The organism is Streptomyces sp. NPDC004721, from assembly GCF_053601495.1.
In genome coordinates this window covers 177075-192385 of sequence record NZ_JBSGBZ010000003.1, presented here as the reverse complement: position 1 = coordinate 192385, position 15311 = coordinate 177075, and the positions used below count along the sequence as shown (strand labels likewise).

The following is a 15311-nucleotide window of genomic DNA, read 5'->3' as shown; positions in this document are numbered from 1 at the left end:
GTCAGGCGGACAGCGGGCGTTGCAGACGGATGCCCTGGAGGACGCCCACGGCGACCCAGCCGGCGAACATCGACGAGCCGCCGTAGCTGACGAACGGCAGCGGCAGCCCGGTGACCGGCATGATGCCGAGGTTCATGCCGATGTTCTCGAACGCCTGGAAGGCCAGCCAGGCAACGATGCCGGTCGCGACCACCGTTCCGTACAGGTCGGGGCAGGCGCGGGCGATGCGCAGCGCGCGCCACAGCACCACGCCGAGCAGGGCGATCAGCGCCCCGGCACCCAGGAAGCCCAGCTCCTCCCCCGCCACGCTGAAGACGAAGTCGGTCTGCTGCTCGGGCACGAACTGCCCGGTGGTCTGCGCTCCGTGGAACAGCCCCTGGCCCAGCAGGCCGCCGGCCCCGATGGCGATCCTGGCCTGACTGGTGTTGTAGCCGACCCCGGACGGGTCGAGGGCGGGATCGGCGAACGCGGCGAACCGGTTGATCTGGTACTGGTCCAGCAGATGCAGCTGCCACACCGCCACGGCACCCAGGATTCCGGCCGCGAGCAGCCCGGTGACCCAGCGCGCCGAGGCACCGGAGGCGAGCAGCACCCCGAGCACGATCACGCCGATGCCCATGAACTGCCCGAGGTCCGGCGTGAGCAGGACCAGCAGGGCGGGCACTCCGGCCACCGCCAGGGACTCCAGGACGCTGCGGCCGTCCGGGCTCGGCCGGTCGCCCGTGTCCACCTTGGTGGCCAGCAGCACGGCCATGGCCAGCACGATGGCGACCTTGACGAACTCCGCCGGCTGGATGGACATCCCGCCGATCATGATCCAGCGGCGTGACCCGTTGATCGTGGCGCCCAGTGGAGTCAGTACCGCGAGGACCAGCAGGAGCGTGACGCCGTACAGGACGGGGACGAGGTCCCGGAGCCTGCGCGGGCCCAGCCACATGGTGCCGACGGCCAGGGCGATCCCGATGGCGGTGTTGATCAGATGGCGCGTCAGGAAGGCGTACGGGTCGCCCTCGGTCAGCTGGGTGCGGCCGCGGGTCGCGGAGTACACCAGGAGCGCGCCGAGCACCGACAGCGCCAGCGCGGCGCCCAGCAGCGGCCAGTCCAGCCGCCGCAGGACCGAGCCGATGGCCGTGCGCGGCCGCGGTCCCGCGCCCCGCACCGGCCCCCGGGTGACCCCCGGCCCCATGAGCCCGCTCCCGACCTCCATCGCGGCTCTCCTTCGCTCTGGTTCGCTCTGGTGCGATCCGGCGCACTCCGGCGCACTCCGGTTCGCTCCGGCCGTGCCCCGGCAGGCTGTCCCGGATCCCGCACGGCACGGAACGCCATCATCGCCCAGTTGCGCAATCCGTTAAGTGAAGCACGCCGAAGGGTTGCGTGTTCACCGGCCCCCGCCGTGGTCACGCCTGCTCAGCAGGCTCTACGCTGGCCCCTCGTGAAGGACTCCGTGACCACCGACGAAGGCTCCTCGCGGAATCGTCTTCGCGCCGTCTCGTACCGCCGTGTGCCCGCCGTGGCCGGTTACCTGTGCCTGCTCGTGGGCGTGCTCGACGTCGCGGGGGCCATCTTCCCGCGTATGCGGCACGGGCGGGTGCACACCCTGGCCGTGGCCCTGCCCGGGGCCGTGTCCACCCTGGCCACCGCCGCCTCGCTGATCGTGGGCGTGCTGATGGTGATGCTGGCGCACGCCCTGCGGCGCCGCAAACGGCGGGCCTGGCGGGCGGTGATGATCCTGCTGCCCACGGGCGCGGCACTGCAACTGCTGCGCTGGCACCAGCATGTGCCCGGCGCCGTCACGGTGCTGCTGTTCGTACTGCTGCTCGTCGCCCGCCGGGAGTTCTACGCCTTGTCCGACCCGCGCACCCGGTGGCGGGCGGTGTGGAACTTCCTCCTGCTGAGCGCCTTCAGCTTCGGCGCGGGACTGCTGATCGTCGGCGCCCACCCCAGGAAGGTCGTCGCGGCCTCGCTGTCCGACCGTGTCCAGCACGTCGCCTACGGTCTGATCGGCATCGAGGGGCCGGTGCACTACTCCAGCGAGCGCACCAGCGACCTCGTGTACTTCTCGCTCGCCGGGCTCGGCCTGGTGACCGCGGCCACCACCCTCTACCTCGCGCTGCGCCCCTCCACACCCGTACCCGTCCTCGGCGACGACGAGGAGCGGCGGCTGCGCGCCCTGCTGGAACGGCACGGCGAGCGGGACTCACTGGGCTACTTCGCGCTGCGCCGCGACAAGAACGTGCTCTTCTCCCCCACCGGAAAGGCGGCGATCGCCTACCGGGTGGTGTCCGGCGTGATGCTCGCGGGCGGCGACCCGATCGGCGACGTGGAGGCCTGGCCGGGCGCCATCAAGGAGTTCATGGACACCGCCGCCCGGCACGCCTGGGTCCCCGCGGTGATGGGGTGCGGCGAGACCGGCGGCGAGGTGTGGACCCGCGAAGCCGGCCTGAACGCGCTGGAGATCGGCGACGAGGCCGTCGTCGACACCGCCGCCTTCACCCTGTCCGGGCGGCCGATGCGCAATGTCCGGCAGATGGTCAACCGCATCGAGCGGGGCGGCTACACCTGCCGCATCCGCCGCGTGCGCGACCTGTCCGAGCAGGAGACCGAGCAGATCCGGGCGGCGGCGGCCGCCTGGCGCGGCACCGAGGTGGAGCGCGGCTTCTCCATGGCCCTCGGCCGCTTCGGCGAAGTGGGCGACGGCGACTGCGTGGTCGTCACCGCCCACAAGGAACCGGACGCCGGCGCCCCCGCGCCCGCCGGGGACATCCGCGCGGTCCTGCACTTCGTGCCCTGGGGCCGGGACGGGATCTCCCTGGAACTGATGCGCCGCGACCGCACCGCCGACCCCGGTCTGAACGAACTCCTCATCGTCAAGGCCCTCCAGGAGGCGCCCGGCCTCGGTGTCAACCGTGTCTCGCTGAACTTCGCGATGTTCCGCGCCGCCCTCGCCCGCGGTGAACGCCTGGGCGCCGGACCAGCCCTGCGCGCCTGGCGCGGACTGCTGCTGTTCCTCTCCCGCTGGTTCCAGATCGAGTCGCTGTACAAGTTCAACGCCAAGTTCCAGCCCCAGTGGGAGCCGAGATTCCTGGTCTACCCCACGGCCCGCGACCTGCTCCGCATCAGCCTGGCCGCGCTCCAGGCCGAGGCGTTCCTCAATCTGTCCTGGCCCGCCCCGTGGCGGCGGAAGCCCCGGCGGCCGGAGCCCGCGCCCGTGTCCTCGGAGGCGAAGCCCGCCGAGGCGGAGTCCGCCGCGCTCGAGCCGCCCGGAGGACCGCCGGTACCCTAGTTGCATGGATGCGCAAGGACAGGTGTGGGACGCCGAGGCGGCGGACCGGGCGGTGGCGGTGCTCAAGGCGGTGGCGGACCCCTCGCGCTACCGGCTGCTGTGGGCGCTCAGCAACGGTGAGCAGCCGGTGAGCGAGCTGGCCCGGATGCTGGGCGCCCACGTGGCCGCGACGTCCCAGCACCTGGCCAGACTCCGGGCGGCCGGTCTGGTGACCACCCGCCGGGAGGGCACGCGCATCTTCTACCGGGCCGCGGGAGTGCGCCCCCTGCTGGAGGCCGCGCACGTCGCTGGCGCCGAGGGCGACGGCCCGGGATCCGGCGGACTCGGCGGCGAGGAGAGCGCGCTCGCACCCCGGCGGGCCGCCGCCACCAGCCCGGCGCTCTCACACCGCCCGGCCCTGGGCGGCACCCCGTGAGGCGGCGGCCCCGCGGTGCTCAGGCGGGGCCCGGAGTGCCCGTGGGTCCGGCCGCGTCGCCGGTGTCGTCGCGGCGGTACTCCTCGGGACCGGCGTCGTAGGCATACAACTCGGCGTAGCGGCCCCAGTCGGTGGCCGTCTCCAGCTGCTGGTCGACCTGCTCGCTGGTGTAGTGATGGGCCAGCAGATCGCGGAAGAATCCGGCCCGCGCGGTGCCGTCGGCCTTGCCGCGCACACTGCTGGTGATCACCTTGACCAGCGGCAGCTGGACCGCGGCCCGGGCGAAGATGGTCTTCGACTCCTGCACGTCGGCCCCGGCGAACGCGGTGCCGGTGGCGGTGAGCAGCAGGTCGTTGCCGCTGAACCCGGCGAAACCGAGCAGGTCCAGGGCGTCGACCTGGGGCATGATGTCATCGACCTCGAGGCCGAGGTCGTCGGCGAGATCGGCGAGGTCGCAGCGCCCACCGCGGTGCAGCACCAGCTCCGCCAGGCCCGACAGCCCGTCCACGCTCGCCTGCGGCAGCGGAGTGTTGGCCACCGTCCGCCTCTCCAGGTCGGCCGGCTCCTGGCGGCCAGGGGTACGGCCCTCCTTCTGCCGGCCGGTCATGGTGCGGTAGACACGGTCGATCATGTCCTCGAAGGCGGCGGAGTTGCGGTCGCGGGGCCGGTCCAGACCGACCTCGAACACCTCCCGGATGGTGCCGTAGGGGCGGGAGCCGAGCACCACGATCCGGTCGGCCATCAGGACCGCCTCCTCGATGTTGTGGGTGACCAGCACGATGGCCCGGGTGGGGAACTGGCCGGACTCCCACAGCTCCATCAGCTCGCCGCGCAGGTTCTCCGCGGTGAGTACGTCCAGGGCGGAGAACGGCTCGTCCATCATCAGCACGTCCGGCTCGACCACCAGCGCGCGGGCGAAGCCGACGCGCTGGCGCATGCCGCCCGACAGCTCCTTGGGGTAGGCGGACTCGAAGCCGTCCAGGCCGATCAGGTCGATGGCCAGGCGGGCGGCCTCCGCGCGCTCCACGGGGTGCACGCCCTTGGCCTCCAGGCCGAGTTCGACGTTCTGCTGCACGGTCAGCCAGGGCAGCAGCGCGAAGGTCTGGAACACCATCGCCGTACCGGGGTTGGCGCCGGTCAGCGCGGCGCCCTTGTAGCTGACGGTGCCGGAACTGGCCGGGACGAGTCCGGCCATGCAGCGCAGCAGCGTCGACTTGCCCGAACCGGACTTGCCCAGCAGCGCGACGACCTCACCGGCGCGGATCTCCAGGTCGATGCCGGAGAGCACGGGCAGTTCGCCGTCGGCGCCCGCGTACGACTTCGTCAGGCCGACAGTCTCCAGCAGCAGTTCGCCGTCGGCCGGGCGGGTGTTCTCGGTGGCCGGAAGGGTGTTCATCGCCATGGCAGGTCCAAGCTGTGGGGTTGCGGGGTGCGGGCGGGACCGGGCTTTGGAGTACGGGTGGGGCCCGGGGTGCGGACGGAAGCCGGTCACAGGGAGTACCGAGTCTCGGCCAGCCGGTACAGCGGGCGCCAGAGGAAGCGGTTGAGGCAGACCACGTAGACGCTCATCACGACCACGCCGGCGATCAGTTGGGGATGGTCGCCCCGCTCCGTGGCGCGGGCGATGTAGGCGCCCAGGCCGGTGGCGGTGAGCGTGGTGCCGCCGAAGGTGACGACCTCGGCGACGATGGAGGCGTTCCAGGCGCCGCCGGAGGCGGTGATGCCGCCGGTGACGTAGGAGGGGAAGATGCCGGGGATGATCAGCCGCCGCCAGCGCTGCCGGCCTTTCACCCCGAGGTCGTCCATGGCCTCGCGCAGGTCGGTGGGGATCGCCATGGCGCCGGCGATGGTGTTGAAGAGGATGTACCACTGGGCGCCCAGCGCCATCAGGAAGATGCCGCCGATGTCTATGCTCAGGCCGGTTCTGATGAAGAACCACACCGCCAGCGGGAAGAGGAAGTTGGCCGGGAACGAGGCCAGCACCTGCACCACCGGCTGGGCGATCCTGGTCAGCCGGGGCGAGAAACCGATCTTCACGCCGATCGGCACCCACACCGCCGTGGCCACGACGACCAGGACGGCGACGCGGGCCAGGGTGGCGAGCCCGAGCAGCAGCGGTTCGCCGAACACGCCCAGGCCCGTACGGTCGTACAGATAGCGGCCGAGGTCGGCCAGTCCCCACACGATCAGTCCGCCCGCGACCAGGGCGAAGGCGATGTCCCCGGCACGCCGCCTGCCGCGCGGCACCACCAGCGGCCGGTCGTCGGTGCCGAAGACGCGCCCGGCCCGGCTCAGCGCCCGGCCGGCCGGACGCAGCAGGCGGCCGACGAGCCGCGGCCAGTCGGAGCGGCGCAGGAAGTCCAGGACGACCGACCTCTGCACCTCGCTGGCCTCGGACTGCTCGATCTTGAACTTCTCCGCCCAGGCGGTCAGCGGCCGCCAGAACAGGAAGTTCACCCCGATCACCATGACGGCCATGGTGAGGATGGCGCAGCCGACCTTGGCCAGGTCGCCGTCGGCGATCGCGGCCCCGGCGTAGGAGCCGACCCCGGGCAGGGCGTAGTCGGTGTGGCCGAGGGTCACCGCTTCGGAGGCGACGAGGAAGAACCAGCCGCCGCCGAAGCTCATCATGCCGTTCCAGACCAGGCCGATCATTCCGGCGGGCAGCTCCACCTTCCAGAACCGCATCCACCGGGTGAAGCCGAACGACCTTGACAGCTCGTCCAGTTCGCGTGGCAGCGAGGTGAGGGAGTGGTAGAAGCCGAACGTCATGTTCCACGCCTGGGAGGTGAAGATGGCGAAGATCGCGGCGCACTCCAGGCCGAGCATCGAGCCCGGGAACACGGCGACGAACCCGGTCACCGCCACCGTCAGGAACGCCAGCACCGGTACGGACTGCAGGATGTCCAGCGCCGGGACCAGGATCCGTTCCAGACGGCGGCTCTTGGCGGCGGCGTAGGCGTAGACGAAGGTGAACGCCGTGGACAGGACCAGGGCGACGAACATGCGCAGCAGCGAGCGGGCGGCGTCGTAGGGCAGTTGGCCGACGCCGGTGTCCACCTTCGCCGACTGGCTGGTGGAGAACGAGACCGTGATCCCTTTCCCCACCCGCAGGGTGAGGTACAGCAGCACCACCACCGCGGCGGCGACGACCAGGTCCACCCAGGTCATCCGGGTGAGGCCGCCGGCGAACCGGGCGGGGAGCGACGTCCGCGACCGCGAGGCGGGCGCACTCGTACGGAACGACATCACAGGCACCTCCAAACCGCGCTCCGCCCGGACTGCGGCACATGGGTGCCCTGGTGCGAGCGCACCGCGACGCGGTGGAGCTCGCCCAGGGCCGGCATGACAGGGTACGGCGAGAAAGCGGCGAAAAGAGAAGAAGAGGAGAAGAGGCAAAGAAGGAGGAGGAAAGAGAAGCGAAAGAAGAAAGCGGACGACCGGGGCGACGGTCAGAGACTGCCGGAGAGGCCGCTCGGACTGGGTGGGTCGATGTCCACGAGTGCCTCCGTTCAGCCATGCGGTTCCGTCGGGGAGCACGGGCCTCGCGCACGGCGCGACAGGCGGGTGCCGACAGGAAGTGTGCCGCTTATTGCGTCGATACGCAAATAGAGCGGCCCCGGCGGTCGAGAACCCCGGGGCCAGGTGTCAGGCGTCGCGGCGGCGCACCGCCCACCAGCCGGCCAGCAGCGCGGCCGCCGCCCACAGCGCCGTCACCGCGAGCCCCGTCCAGGGGCCGAGGCCACCCGCCGCCTCTTGGTGCAGGACCTGCTGTCCGGCCCGGTCGGGCAGATAGCGGGAGGCGCCCTCGGCGATGTCCCCGATCACGAAGGACACGATCAGGATGAACGGGATGAGCAGGCTGAGCACAGCGACGGCGCTGCGCAGCAGCAAGGTGAGTCCCGCGGCGAACAGGGCCATCAGGGCGAGGTAGATCCCGGCGCCGACACAGGCCCGCAGTGCTCCCGGCGAGCCGAGGCCGATGGCGTACTCCCCCAGGAACGCCTGGCCCACGAGGAAGGTGGTGAATGCGGTCACGAGCCCCACGACGAGGGCGGCGGCGCCCACGACCGCCGCCTTGGCCGCGCAGAGCAGGCCCCGGCGCGGCACGGCCGACAGGGAGATCCGCAGGGCGCCGCCCGCGTACTCGGACGAGACGGCGGTGGCCCCGAAGGCGATGGCAGCGATCTGCGCGAAGTTGATCGCGTAGAAGGCTCCGAAGAGAAGGTCCTCGGCACCGTCCGCCTCCGCCCGGCCGACGGTGGAGTAGGCGAGCAGGGTGATGGCCAGGGTGGCGGCGAAGACCGCGACGAGCGAGCCGAAGCTCGCCCGGACCGACCGGATCTTGATCCACTCGGAGTGGAGAACGGCGGTGACGGACATGGTCACACCTCCTGCGGGGTGGTCGGGGACGCGGCGGCCGCGGCGGCGAACTCGGCCTCGCCGGTCGTGAGGGCGAGATAGGCCTGCTCCAGGGAGGCCCGTTCGTCGGTGAGTTCGAGGATCGGGATGCCTTCGCGGGCGGCGACGGCTCCGACCTGCTCGGCTCTGGCGCCGTCGACCACCAGCGGGCCGCCGTCGCCGTCCGCCACTGTGTATCCCTCGGCCAGCAGCACGGCCCGCAGCCGGGCGGGGGCGCCGGAGCGCACCCGGACGCGCGGGTGGCTGTGCTGTTCGATGAAGTCCTCCATGGTGGTGTCGGCGAGGAGCCGGCCCCGGCCGAGCACGACGAGGTGGTCGGCGAAGGCCGCGGTCTCGTTCATCAGGTGGCTGGAGACCAGGACCGTGCGGCCTTCCCGGGCCAGCCGGCGCAGCAACTCGCGGATCCAGACGATCCCTTCCGGGTCGAGACCGTTGGCGGGTTCGTCCAGCATGAGGACGGGCGGGTCGCCGAGGAGCGCGGCGGCGACGCCGAGGCGCTGACGCATGCCGAGGGAGAAGGTGCGGATGCGGCGGCGTGCCACCGTGACGAGACCGGTTTCCTCGAGCACCTCGTCCACGCGACGGGCCGGGATGCGGTTGCTGACGGCGAGGAAGCGCAGCTGGTCGCGGGCGGTACGGGAACCGTGGGCCGCCTGCGCGTCCAGCAACGCGCCGACGGTGCGCAGGGGTTCACTCAGGGCCGTGTAGGGACGGCCGCCCACGGTGGCGGAGCCGGCGGTGGGCCGGTCGAGGCCGAGGACGAGCCGCATGGTGGTGGACTTGCCGGCGCCGTTGGGGCCGAGGAACCCGGTGACCCGGCCCGGCTCGATGGTGCACGTCAGACGGTCGACGGCCCGGGTGCCGCCGTACTCCTTGGTGAGGTCCTGCACGTGGATGCTGGTCATGGCTTCAGCCTGGCCGGACGAGCGGGGACCGGACCTCCCCCGCCGGAGGAGACCGCCTCCCCCGTGCGAGGGAGCCGCCGGTGCCGTCCGCTCTGCCAGGATGACGGCATGCTCGGCCTGCTGTCGCCGCTGACACGTGCGGTCACCTACACCCGCTGGCTCCACCTGCTGGTGGGGTCGATCGTGCCGTTCGTCTGCGCCATGGTCTATCCCGGCCTGGTCGCTCCGACGCCCGGCGACTGGGCACTGATCGCGCTCCTTCCCGTCCCGCTGGTCCTGGCCGCGGCCATGGTGCCCTCGATGCGCCGTGCGGAGGGGCTCCAGGCGCGGCTGATGCTGTTCCCCGGGCCGCACGCGAGGGTGCGGAGCGACGAGGATCCGGAGGTTTCCGCAGCGCCGTCCACCTCGTGGACCGACCGGGCCAGAACGGGTGCCTGGATGGTGCTGCGCATGGAGGCGGGACTCGCGGTCGCGCTGGTGTCGGGCCAGTTGATGGCACTCTCACTCTCGCTCGTCGGGGGAGCCGCCGGGGATCCCAGCGTCGCCGACCCTCTCCTTCAGGTTCCCGGGTCCGGCTGGTGGTGCGCCCTCCTCGTCCCGGTGCCCGTGCTGGTGCTGCTCGCGGTGGCCGCCGTGGCGGGCGCCCTCATGGCCCAGGCCGCCCGCCGCCTGCTCGGGCCGTCGGTCAGGGAGCGTCTGTCGGAGCTGGAGCAGCGCACCGAGCGGCTGCTGGAACGCAACCGGATCGCACAGGAGTTGCACGACTCCCTCGGCCACGCGCTGACGCTGGCCGTGGTCCAGGCGGGTGCCGCCCGGGCGGCCGCCGACCCGGAGTTCACCGACCGGGCGCTGGAGGCCATCGAGGAGACCGGCCGGGCCGCGCTGGAGGACCTGGAGCAGGTTCTGCTCATGCTGCGGGACACGGGACGGCCTGCCGGCCCCCGTCCCGCCCTCGGTGAGGCGGACCGGTTGCTGGAATCCGCGCGGTCCTCGGGCGCGCGGGTCGACGCCGAGGTGACCGGGCCGTTGGAGGACGTGCCCGGGCCGGTCTCCCGCGAGGGCTACCGGATGCTCCAGGAGGCGCTCACCAACGTGCTGCGGCACGCGGGGCCCGTCCACGTCCGCGTACGCATCGCCGTGGAGCAGGCACGGCTGCGGCTGGAGGTGCGCAATCCGCTGACCGGGGCGGCCTCGGCGGCCGGCGCGGGTGGCGGCCGCGGGCTGCGCGGGATCCGGGAGCGGGCGGCGTTGCTGGGCGGCGAGGCCAAGGCGGGGCAGGACGACGGCTGGTGGCTGGTGCGCGTCGACCTGCCACTGCGGTGATCTACGCTGGCCGGATGCCGATCACCGTTCTCCTCGTCGACGACGAACCGCTCGTACGGGCGGGCCTGCGCGCCGTGCTGGAGGCGCAGCCGGACATCGAGGTGGTGGGCGAGGCGGCCGACGGTGCCGCCGTGATCCCGCTGGTGCGGCAACTGCGCCCCGATGTCGTGGCCATGGACGTACGGATGCCGCTGATGGACGGCATCGAGGCCACCCGGGCCGTGCTGCGCACGGAGCCGGACCCGCCGAAGATCGTGGTGGTGACGACCTTCGAGAACGACGAGTACGTGTACGGGGCGCTGCGCGCGGGCGCCGACGGCTTCCTGCTCAAGCGGGCCCGGCCGGCGGAGATCGTGCACGCGGTACGGCTGGTGGCCGCGGGCGACTCCCTGCTGTTCCCGGCGGCGCTGCGGGAGTTGGCCACCCGGTACGGCGAGGACCACGGCAACACCGCGGCCCGGACGGCCATGGAGCGGGCCGCGCTGACCGAGCGGGAGGGGCAGGTACTGCGCCTCATGGCGCGCGGCCTGTCGAACGCGGAGATCGCCGGGCGCCTGGTGGTGGGCACCGAGACCGTCAAGTCCCACGTGAGTTCCCTGCTGGCCAAACTCGGCGCCCGCGACCGCACCCAGGCGGTCATCGCGGCGTACGAATCCGGTTTCGTCGCCCCGGGCTGAGCCTCGGGGCGAGCGGGTGGTCCCGCGCCTCGCCGCGTTCGCGGAGCCTCGTCCTGCTCCTGGCGGCGAAGCGCGGGACACCGGCGGTCACGGGGTCAGGTAGGCCTCCACTTCGCTGAACTGGCCTGCCGGCCAGCCGGTGTTGGCGCTGACGGTCAGGCGGAGCCAGCGGAGGTTGGTGTTGCCCGGCAGGGACACGGCGGCCGTGTTGCCGGTGGCCGGGTCGAAGCGGTAGCCCTGGGAGCCGACGACGGTGGAGTAGGACGAGCCGTCGGTGCTGCCCTGCACGGTGATGGTCTGGGTGCGAGCGCCCCAGGCCGACGACGGCGGCAGCTTCAGCACCAGTCGGCGTACGGCCTGGTTCGATCCCAGGTCGACCGTCAGGGACTGCGGGAAGGCGTTGTTGGTGGACTCCCAGTAGGTGTTGGCGTTCCCGTCCACCGCGTTGCCCGGGGTGTAGACGTCCTGGGAGCCGGTGGCGGTGGCCGGGCGGCCCTTGGCGAGGTTGCGGCCCGGGTCGGGGTCGGGGTTGCCCTGGCCGGGCTGCGGCCAGGTCGAGCAGTCCGACCAGGTGGAGGTCCAGCCGGAGTTGCCGCCGCCGTCGGTCAGCGTGAAGCTGCCCGAGTTGGCCGGGTAGGGGCAGTTGTAGATGCCCGCGGCGCCCACGCCGGTGGCGGTGACGCCCCGGAAGGTCGCCGCGCCCTGTGCCTCGGCCTGGACGACGACCGTGCCGGTGTTCTTCACGGTCGCGCCGTCGACGGTGACGCCCTTGACCGGGTGGCCGTAACCTCCGCCCGACACGAACTCGAAGGCGCTGTACGGGCTGTCGGTGATCGTGGTGTTGGTGATGCGGACGGTGGCGTTGATCGCGCTGTCGTAGGAGTCGATGCGCAGCGCGCCCATCGGATGGTTCCAGTTGGGGTTCATCGCGCCGGCGCGCACCAGCGTGTTGCGGTCCACGGTGATGGTGCCGGCCAGTGGCGAGAAGGGGTCGAGGAACTTCTGGTTGGAGATCGCGATGCCGCTGCCGAGGGCGTTGGTGTCGGAGATCAGGTTGTCCTTCACCGTGATGTCCGTGCCGCCGTAGATCGCGATGCCGTTGGCGAGGTTCGGCTGCGAGATGGTGTTGTTCTCGAAGCTGCTGTTGGTGTCCGGCCCGTACAGCGACCACATGGCGAGCGAGTCGTCGCCCTGGTTGCGCAGGAAGTTGTTGCGGACCTTCACGCCCTTGGCGGTGCCGTTGAGATTGAGGCCGTCGGCGGTGGTGTCGAGGATGCGGCTGTTCTCGACGACGAGGTTGTCGTTGTTGCCGGTCAGCCACAGGCCGACCTTCAGGTGCTGGAGCCACATGCCGGAGACGGAGGAGTTCGGTCCGAGTGAGCCGTTGACGAAGTTGTCGGGGCTGGAGTCGACGCGCTCGGTGACCTCGCCGATGACCGCGAAGTCCTTGATGCGCACGTTCCCCGAGGAGTTGGACTGGTCGATGAAACGGGAGGTGTGCACGACCGAGTACCAGCTGCCCGCGCCCTGGAGGGTGACGTTCTGGACGCCGCCGAGGGAGGAGGTGAGCCGGTAGTCGCCCGGCGGGATCCACACCACGCCGCCCTGTGCGGCGGAGATGGCGTCCCGGAAGGCCTGGGTGGAGTCGCCCTGGCCGCTGGGGTCGGCGCCCTTGGAGGTGACGGAGACCGATCCGGCGGGCTGGGAGGCGGCCCCGGCGACCTGCTCGAAGTCGGCGACGTCCACGGTGACCTGGACGTTGGCGGCCTCGACGGCGACCTTGTCGCCGGGCTGGACGTTCTGCCCCAGCAGCAGCCGGGCGTTGTCGTAGAAGTGGTGCGTCCTGGCGCCGGCGATCCAGCCGGTGTCGACGTAGGAGTACTTCGAGGTGACCGCGAGCGTCTTGGTCAGCTTCGTGCCGTTGACGTACACGTTGAGCGTGCCGGACTGGCCGTCGGGGACGCTGTAGGAGACGTTCACGGCGTTGGCGGCCCGCGGCACGGTGAACTCCACGCGCTGCCCGGTGGCCAGCCGGACGGCCTGGCGTCCGGAGGCCTCGGAGGCCAGGGTGCCCTGGGTGTGGTCCGGCCCGATCCTGGTCCCGCTTGTGGTGGCGGACTCGGCTTCGACCGAGGTGAAGGGGAGGGTGGCGCCGGCCGCGGCGTGGGCGGCGGGTGCGCCGAGGGTGACGAGCATGCCGGCGGCGAGGGCGACGCTCGCCCCGATGGCCGGCAGGCGCCGGGCTGATCCGGCCCTGGTATTCGCATGCATGTGCTAATCCCTTCTAGGACGGTTTAGCTCGATCGTGTGGTGGTCGGCTTCCGGGCTTGTGGTGCGCTGGGCCGGTCGGGGAAGCGTTGCCGTGCGATCTGGGACGCCGGGTGCGGTGCCAGCGTGCGGGGCCCCTGCTCCACCAGCGAGATGGTTCAGGGCCTCCCCGTCGCCTCTGGCCGCTCCCACAGGCCAGGTCGTGAGGGACTCCGCCCCCCGGCTCGGACCACGGACACGATCCGTGTCGCCGCCCGGGACGCGAAAGCGGACGACCAGTGCGCCCAAAACCGTTCGGGGCGCGCGGCTGACGGAACTCACTCCCGCTCAGTCCACAGGGACGGTACGGGGATAGCGCGGTACTTCCCCAGCGGGTCGGCGGCTCCGGCTGCGCGGGCTCAGGCGCGCAGCCAGGCCGCCGTGTCCTGCGGGAGACGGCCGTTCTCGTCCAAGGGGCCGCTGCTCAGCAGGAGTTCTGTGTGTCCGGGGAGTTCGGCGGGCGTGGCGGCGAGGTTGACGACACAGGTCGTACCCGCCGCGCGGGTGAAGGCGAGGACACCTTCGGGGGCGGGCAGCCAGGTCAGGGGTGCGTCACCGAAGGCCGGGCGGAGGCGGATCGCCTCGCGGTAGAGGGTGAGCATCGAGGAGGGATCGCGCTGCTGCCGGTCGACGGCGTACGCGGGCCAGTCGGCGGGCTGCGGCAGCCACGGTTCCTCGTGGGAGCCGAAGCCGGCGTACGGCGCGTCGGCCGCCCATGGCAGCGGGACCCGGCAGCCGTCGCGGCCGGGGTCGGTGCCGCCGGAGCGGAAGTGCATCGGGTCCTCGACGCGGTCGAGGGGGATGTCGGCCTCGGGCAGGCCGAGTTCCTCGCCCTGGTACACGTAGACGGCGCCGGGCAGGGCGAGGGACAGCAGGGCGGCCGCGCGGGCCCTGCGGGCGCCGAGGGACAGGTCGGTGGGGGTGCCGAAGGCCTTGGTGGCGAAGTCGAAGCCGGTGTCGGCACGGCCGTAGCGGGTGACCGTGCGGGTGACGTCGTGGTTGCACAGCACCCAGGTGGCGGGTGCCCCCACGGGGGCGTGTTCGGCGAGCGTGGTGTCGATCGAGTCCCGCAGCCGTCCCGCGTCCCAGGGACAGGACAGGAAGGAGAAGTTGAAGGCCGTGTGGAGTTCGTCGGGGCGCAGGTAGCGGGCGAAACGCTCCGGGTCGGGCAGCCACACCTCGCCGACGAAGACGCCGTCGTGGGCGTCGGCCACGGCGCGCCAGGAGCGGTAGATGTCGTGGAGTTCGTCGCGGTCGACGAACGGGTGGGGATCGCGGCCCTCGACGAAGTCCGGCAGCGCGGGGTCCTTGGCGAGCAGGGCGGCCGAGTCGATGCGGACGCCCGCGACGCCCCGCTCGAACCAGAAGCGAAGGATGTCCTCGTGCTCCTGGCGGACCGCCGGATGGGCCCAGTTGAGGTCGGGCTGCTCGGGTGTGAACAGGTGCAGGTACCAGTCGCCGTCGGGCAGCCGGGTCCACACCGGTTCGGTGGAGCCGGCGAACTGGGACGGCCAGTCGCTGGGCGGCAGTTCGCCGCGCTCGCCGCGCCCCACGCGGAAGTGGAACAGTTCGCGCTCCGGGCTGCCCGGCGGCGTGGCGAGCGCGGCGCGGAACCACGGGTGCTGGTCGGAGACGTGGTTCGGTACGACGTCGACGATGGTGCGGATGCCCAGTTCCCGGGCCTCCGAGATCAGCTTCTCCGCCTCGGCGAGGGTTCCGAAGGCCGGGTCGATGGCCCGGTAGTCGGCGACGTCGTAGCCGCCGTCCTTCATCGGCGACAGGTACCACGGGTTGAACCACAGGGCGTCGACGCCGAGTTCGGCGAGGTACGGGAGCTTCGCGCGGACTCCGGCGAGGTCGCCGGTGCCGTCCCCGTCGCCGTCCGCGAAACTGCGCACGTAGATCTGGTAGATGACGGCGGAGCGCCACCAGTCGGTCTGCTTCCGGGCATGGGTGGGCTGTCCCACAGTGCGTGCCTT

General features: G+C 72.0%; 11 protein-coding genes. 4 read left to right on the top strand and 7 right to left on the bottom strand.

What is annotated here, in order from left to right:
• Window position 1: 1 nt before the first annotated feature.
• Window positions 2–1186, bottom strand: coding sequence for a rod shape-determining protein RodA (rodA, locus tag ACWEK3_RS03915; RefSeq protein WP_450538526.1), 1185 nt, complete (start codon window positions 1184–1186; stop codon window positions 2–4).
• Between the two features lie 246 nt (window positions 1187–1432).
• On the opposite strand from rodA, the gene ACWEK3_RS03910 reads away from it, so the two are divergent.
• Complete coding sequence (locus ACWEK3_RS03910) at window positions 1433–3283, top strand: phosphatidylglycerol lysyltransferase domain-containing protein (protein ID WP_450538512.1); 1851 nt, start codon at window positions 1433–1435, stop codon at window positions 3281–3283.
• Window positions 3284–3287: 4 nt separating this feature from the next.
• Window positions 3288–3698, top strand: a complete 411-nt coding sequence (locus ACWEK3_RS03905) for an ArsR/SmtB family transcription factor (protein ID WP_450538510.1) — start codon at window positions 3288–3290, stop codon at window positions 3696–3698.
• Between the two features lie 19 nt (window positions 3699–3717).
• Here ACWEK3_RS03905 and ACWEK3_RS03900 read toward each other — a convergent pair whose 3' ends face one another.
• The 4 genes from ACWEK3_RS03900 to ACWEK3_RS03885 form a co-directional block, all read right to left on the bottom strand.
• On the bottom strand, window positions 3718–5100 hold the full coding sequence (locus ACWEK3_RS03900; RefSeq protein ID WP_450538508.1) for an ABC transporter ATP-binding protein: 1383 nt from the start codon (window positions 5098–5100) through the stop codon (window positions 3718–3720).
• A gap of 86 nt (window positions 5101–5186) precedes the next feature.
• Window positions 5187–6947, bottom strand: a complete 1761-nt coding sequence (locus ACWEK3_RS03895; protein ID WP_450538506.1) for an ABC transporter permease — start codon at window positions 6945–6947, stop codon at window positions 5187–5189.
• A 399-nt stretch (window positions 6948–7346) separates the two neighbouring features.
• Window positions 7347–8081 carry an ABC transporter permease gene (locus tag ACWEK3_RS03890; RefSeq protein WP_450538504.1) on the bottom strand — a complete coding sequence of 245 codons (735 nt, stop codon included), beginning with the start codon at window positions 8079–8081 and terminating at the stop codon, window positions 7347–7349.
• Between the two features lie 2 nt (window positions 8082–8083).
• Window positions 8084–9025 (bottom strand): ABC transporter ATP-binding protein, encoded by a 942-nt coding sequence (locus tag ACWEK3_RS03885; protein WP_453248862.1) that lies wholly within the window; start codon window positions 9023–9025, stop codon window positions 8084–8086.
• A gap of 108 nt (window positions 9026–9133) precedes the next feature.
• Here ACWEK3_RS03885 and ACWEK3_RS03880 point away from each other — a divergent pair, with 108 nt between their 5' ends.
• Together ACWEK3_RS03880 and ACWEK3_RS03875 are read left to right on the top strand one after the other, a co-directional pair.
• Window positions 9134–10348 carry a sensor histidine kinase gene (locus ACWEK3_RS03880; RefSeq protein ID WP_453248861.1) on the top strand — a complete coding sequence of 405 codons (1215 nt, stop codon included), beginning with the start codon at window positions 9134–9136 and terminating at the stop codon, window positions 10346–10348.
• 14 nt (window positions 10349–10362) lie between these two features.
• Window positions 10363–11025 carry a response regulator gene (locus ACWEK3_RS03875; RefSeq protein WP_453248860.1) on the top strand — a complete coding sequence of 221 codons (663 nt, stop codon included), beginning with the start codon at window positions 10363–10365 and terminating at the stop codon, window positions 11023–11025.
• Between the two features lie 87 nt (window positions 11026–11112).
• Here ACWEK3_RS03875 and ACWEK3_RS03870 read toward each other — a convergent pair whose 3' ends face one another.
• Together ACWEK3_RS03870 and ACWEK3_RS03865 are read right to left on the bottom strand one after the other, a co-directional pair.
• Window positions 11113–13296, bottom strand: a complete 2184-nt coding sequence (locus tag ACWEK3_RS03870; protein WP_453248859.1) for a discoidin domain-containing protein — start codon at window positions 13294–13296, stop codon at window positions 11113–11115.
• Between the two features lie 395 nt (window positions 13297–13691).
• Window positions 13692–15299, bottom strand: coding sequence for a glycoside hydrolase family 13 protein (locus ACWEK3_RS03865; protein ID WP_453248858.1), 1608 nt, complete (start codon window positions 15297–15299; stop codon window positions 13692–13694).
• Window positions 15300–15311: the final 12 nt, after the last annotated feature.

Coding starts and splice junctions, on each gene's coding strand:
- ACWEK3_RS03890 (WP_450538504.1), bottom strand. CDS start 8,081: ATGTCCGTCACCGCCGTTCTCCACTCCGAGTGGATCAAGATCCGGTCG.
- ACWEK3_RS03885 (WP_453248862.1), bottom strand. CDS start 9,025: ATGACCAGCATCCACGTGCAGGACCTCACCAAGGAGTACGGCGGCACC.
- rodA (WP_450538526.1), bottom strand. CDS start 1,186: ATGGGGCCGGGGGTCACCCGGGGGCCGGTGCGGGGCGCGGGACCGCGG.
- ACWEK3_RS03900 (WP_450538508.1), bottom strand. CDS start 5,100: ATGGCGATGAACACCCTTCCGGCCACCGAGAACACCCGCCCGGCCGAC.
- ACWEK3_RS03905 (WP_450538510.1), top strand. CDS start 3,288: ATGGATGCGCAAGGACAGGTGTGGGACGCCGAGGCGGCGGACCGGGCG.
- ACWEK3_RS03895 (WP_450538506.1), bottom strand. CDS start 6,947: ATGTCGTTCCGTACGAGTGCGCCCGCCTCGCGGTCGCGGACGTCGCTC.
- ACWEK3_RS03870 (WP_453248859.1), bottom strand. CDS start 13,296: ATGCATGCGAATACCAGGGCCGGATCAGCCCGGCGCCTGCCGGCCATC.
- ACWEK3_RS03880 (WP_453248861.1), top strand. CDS start 9,134: ATGCTCGGCCTGCTGTCGCCGCTGACACGTGCGGTCACCTACACCCGC.
- ACWEK3_RS03875 (WP_453248860.1), top strand. CDS start 10,363: ATGCCGATCACCGTTCTCCTCGTCGACGACGAACCGCTCGTACGGGCG.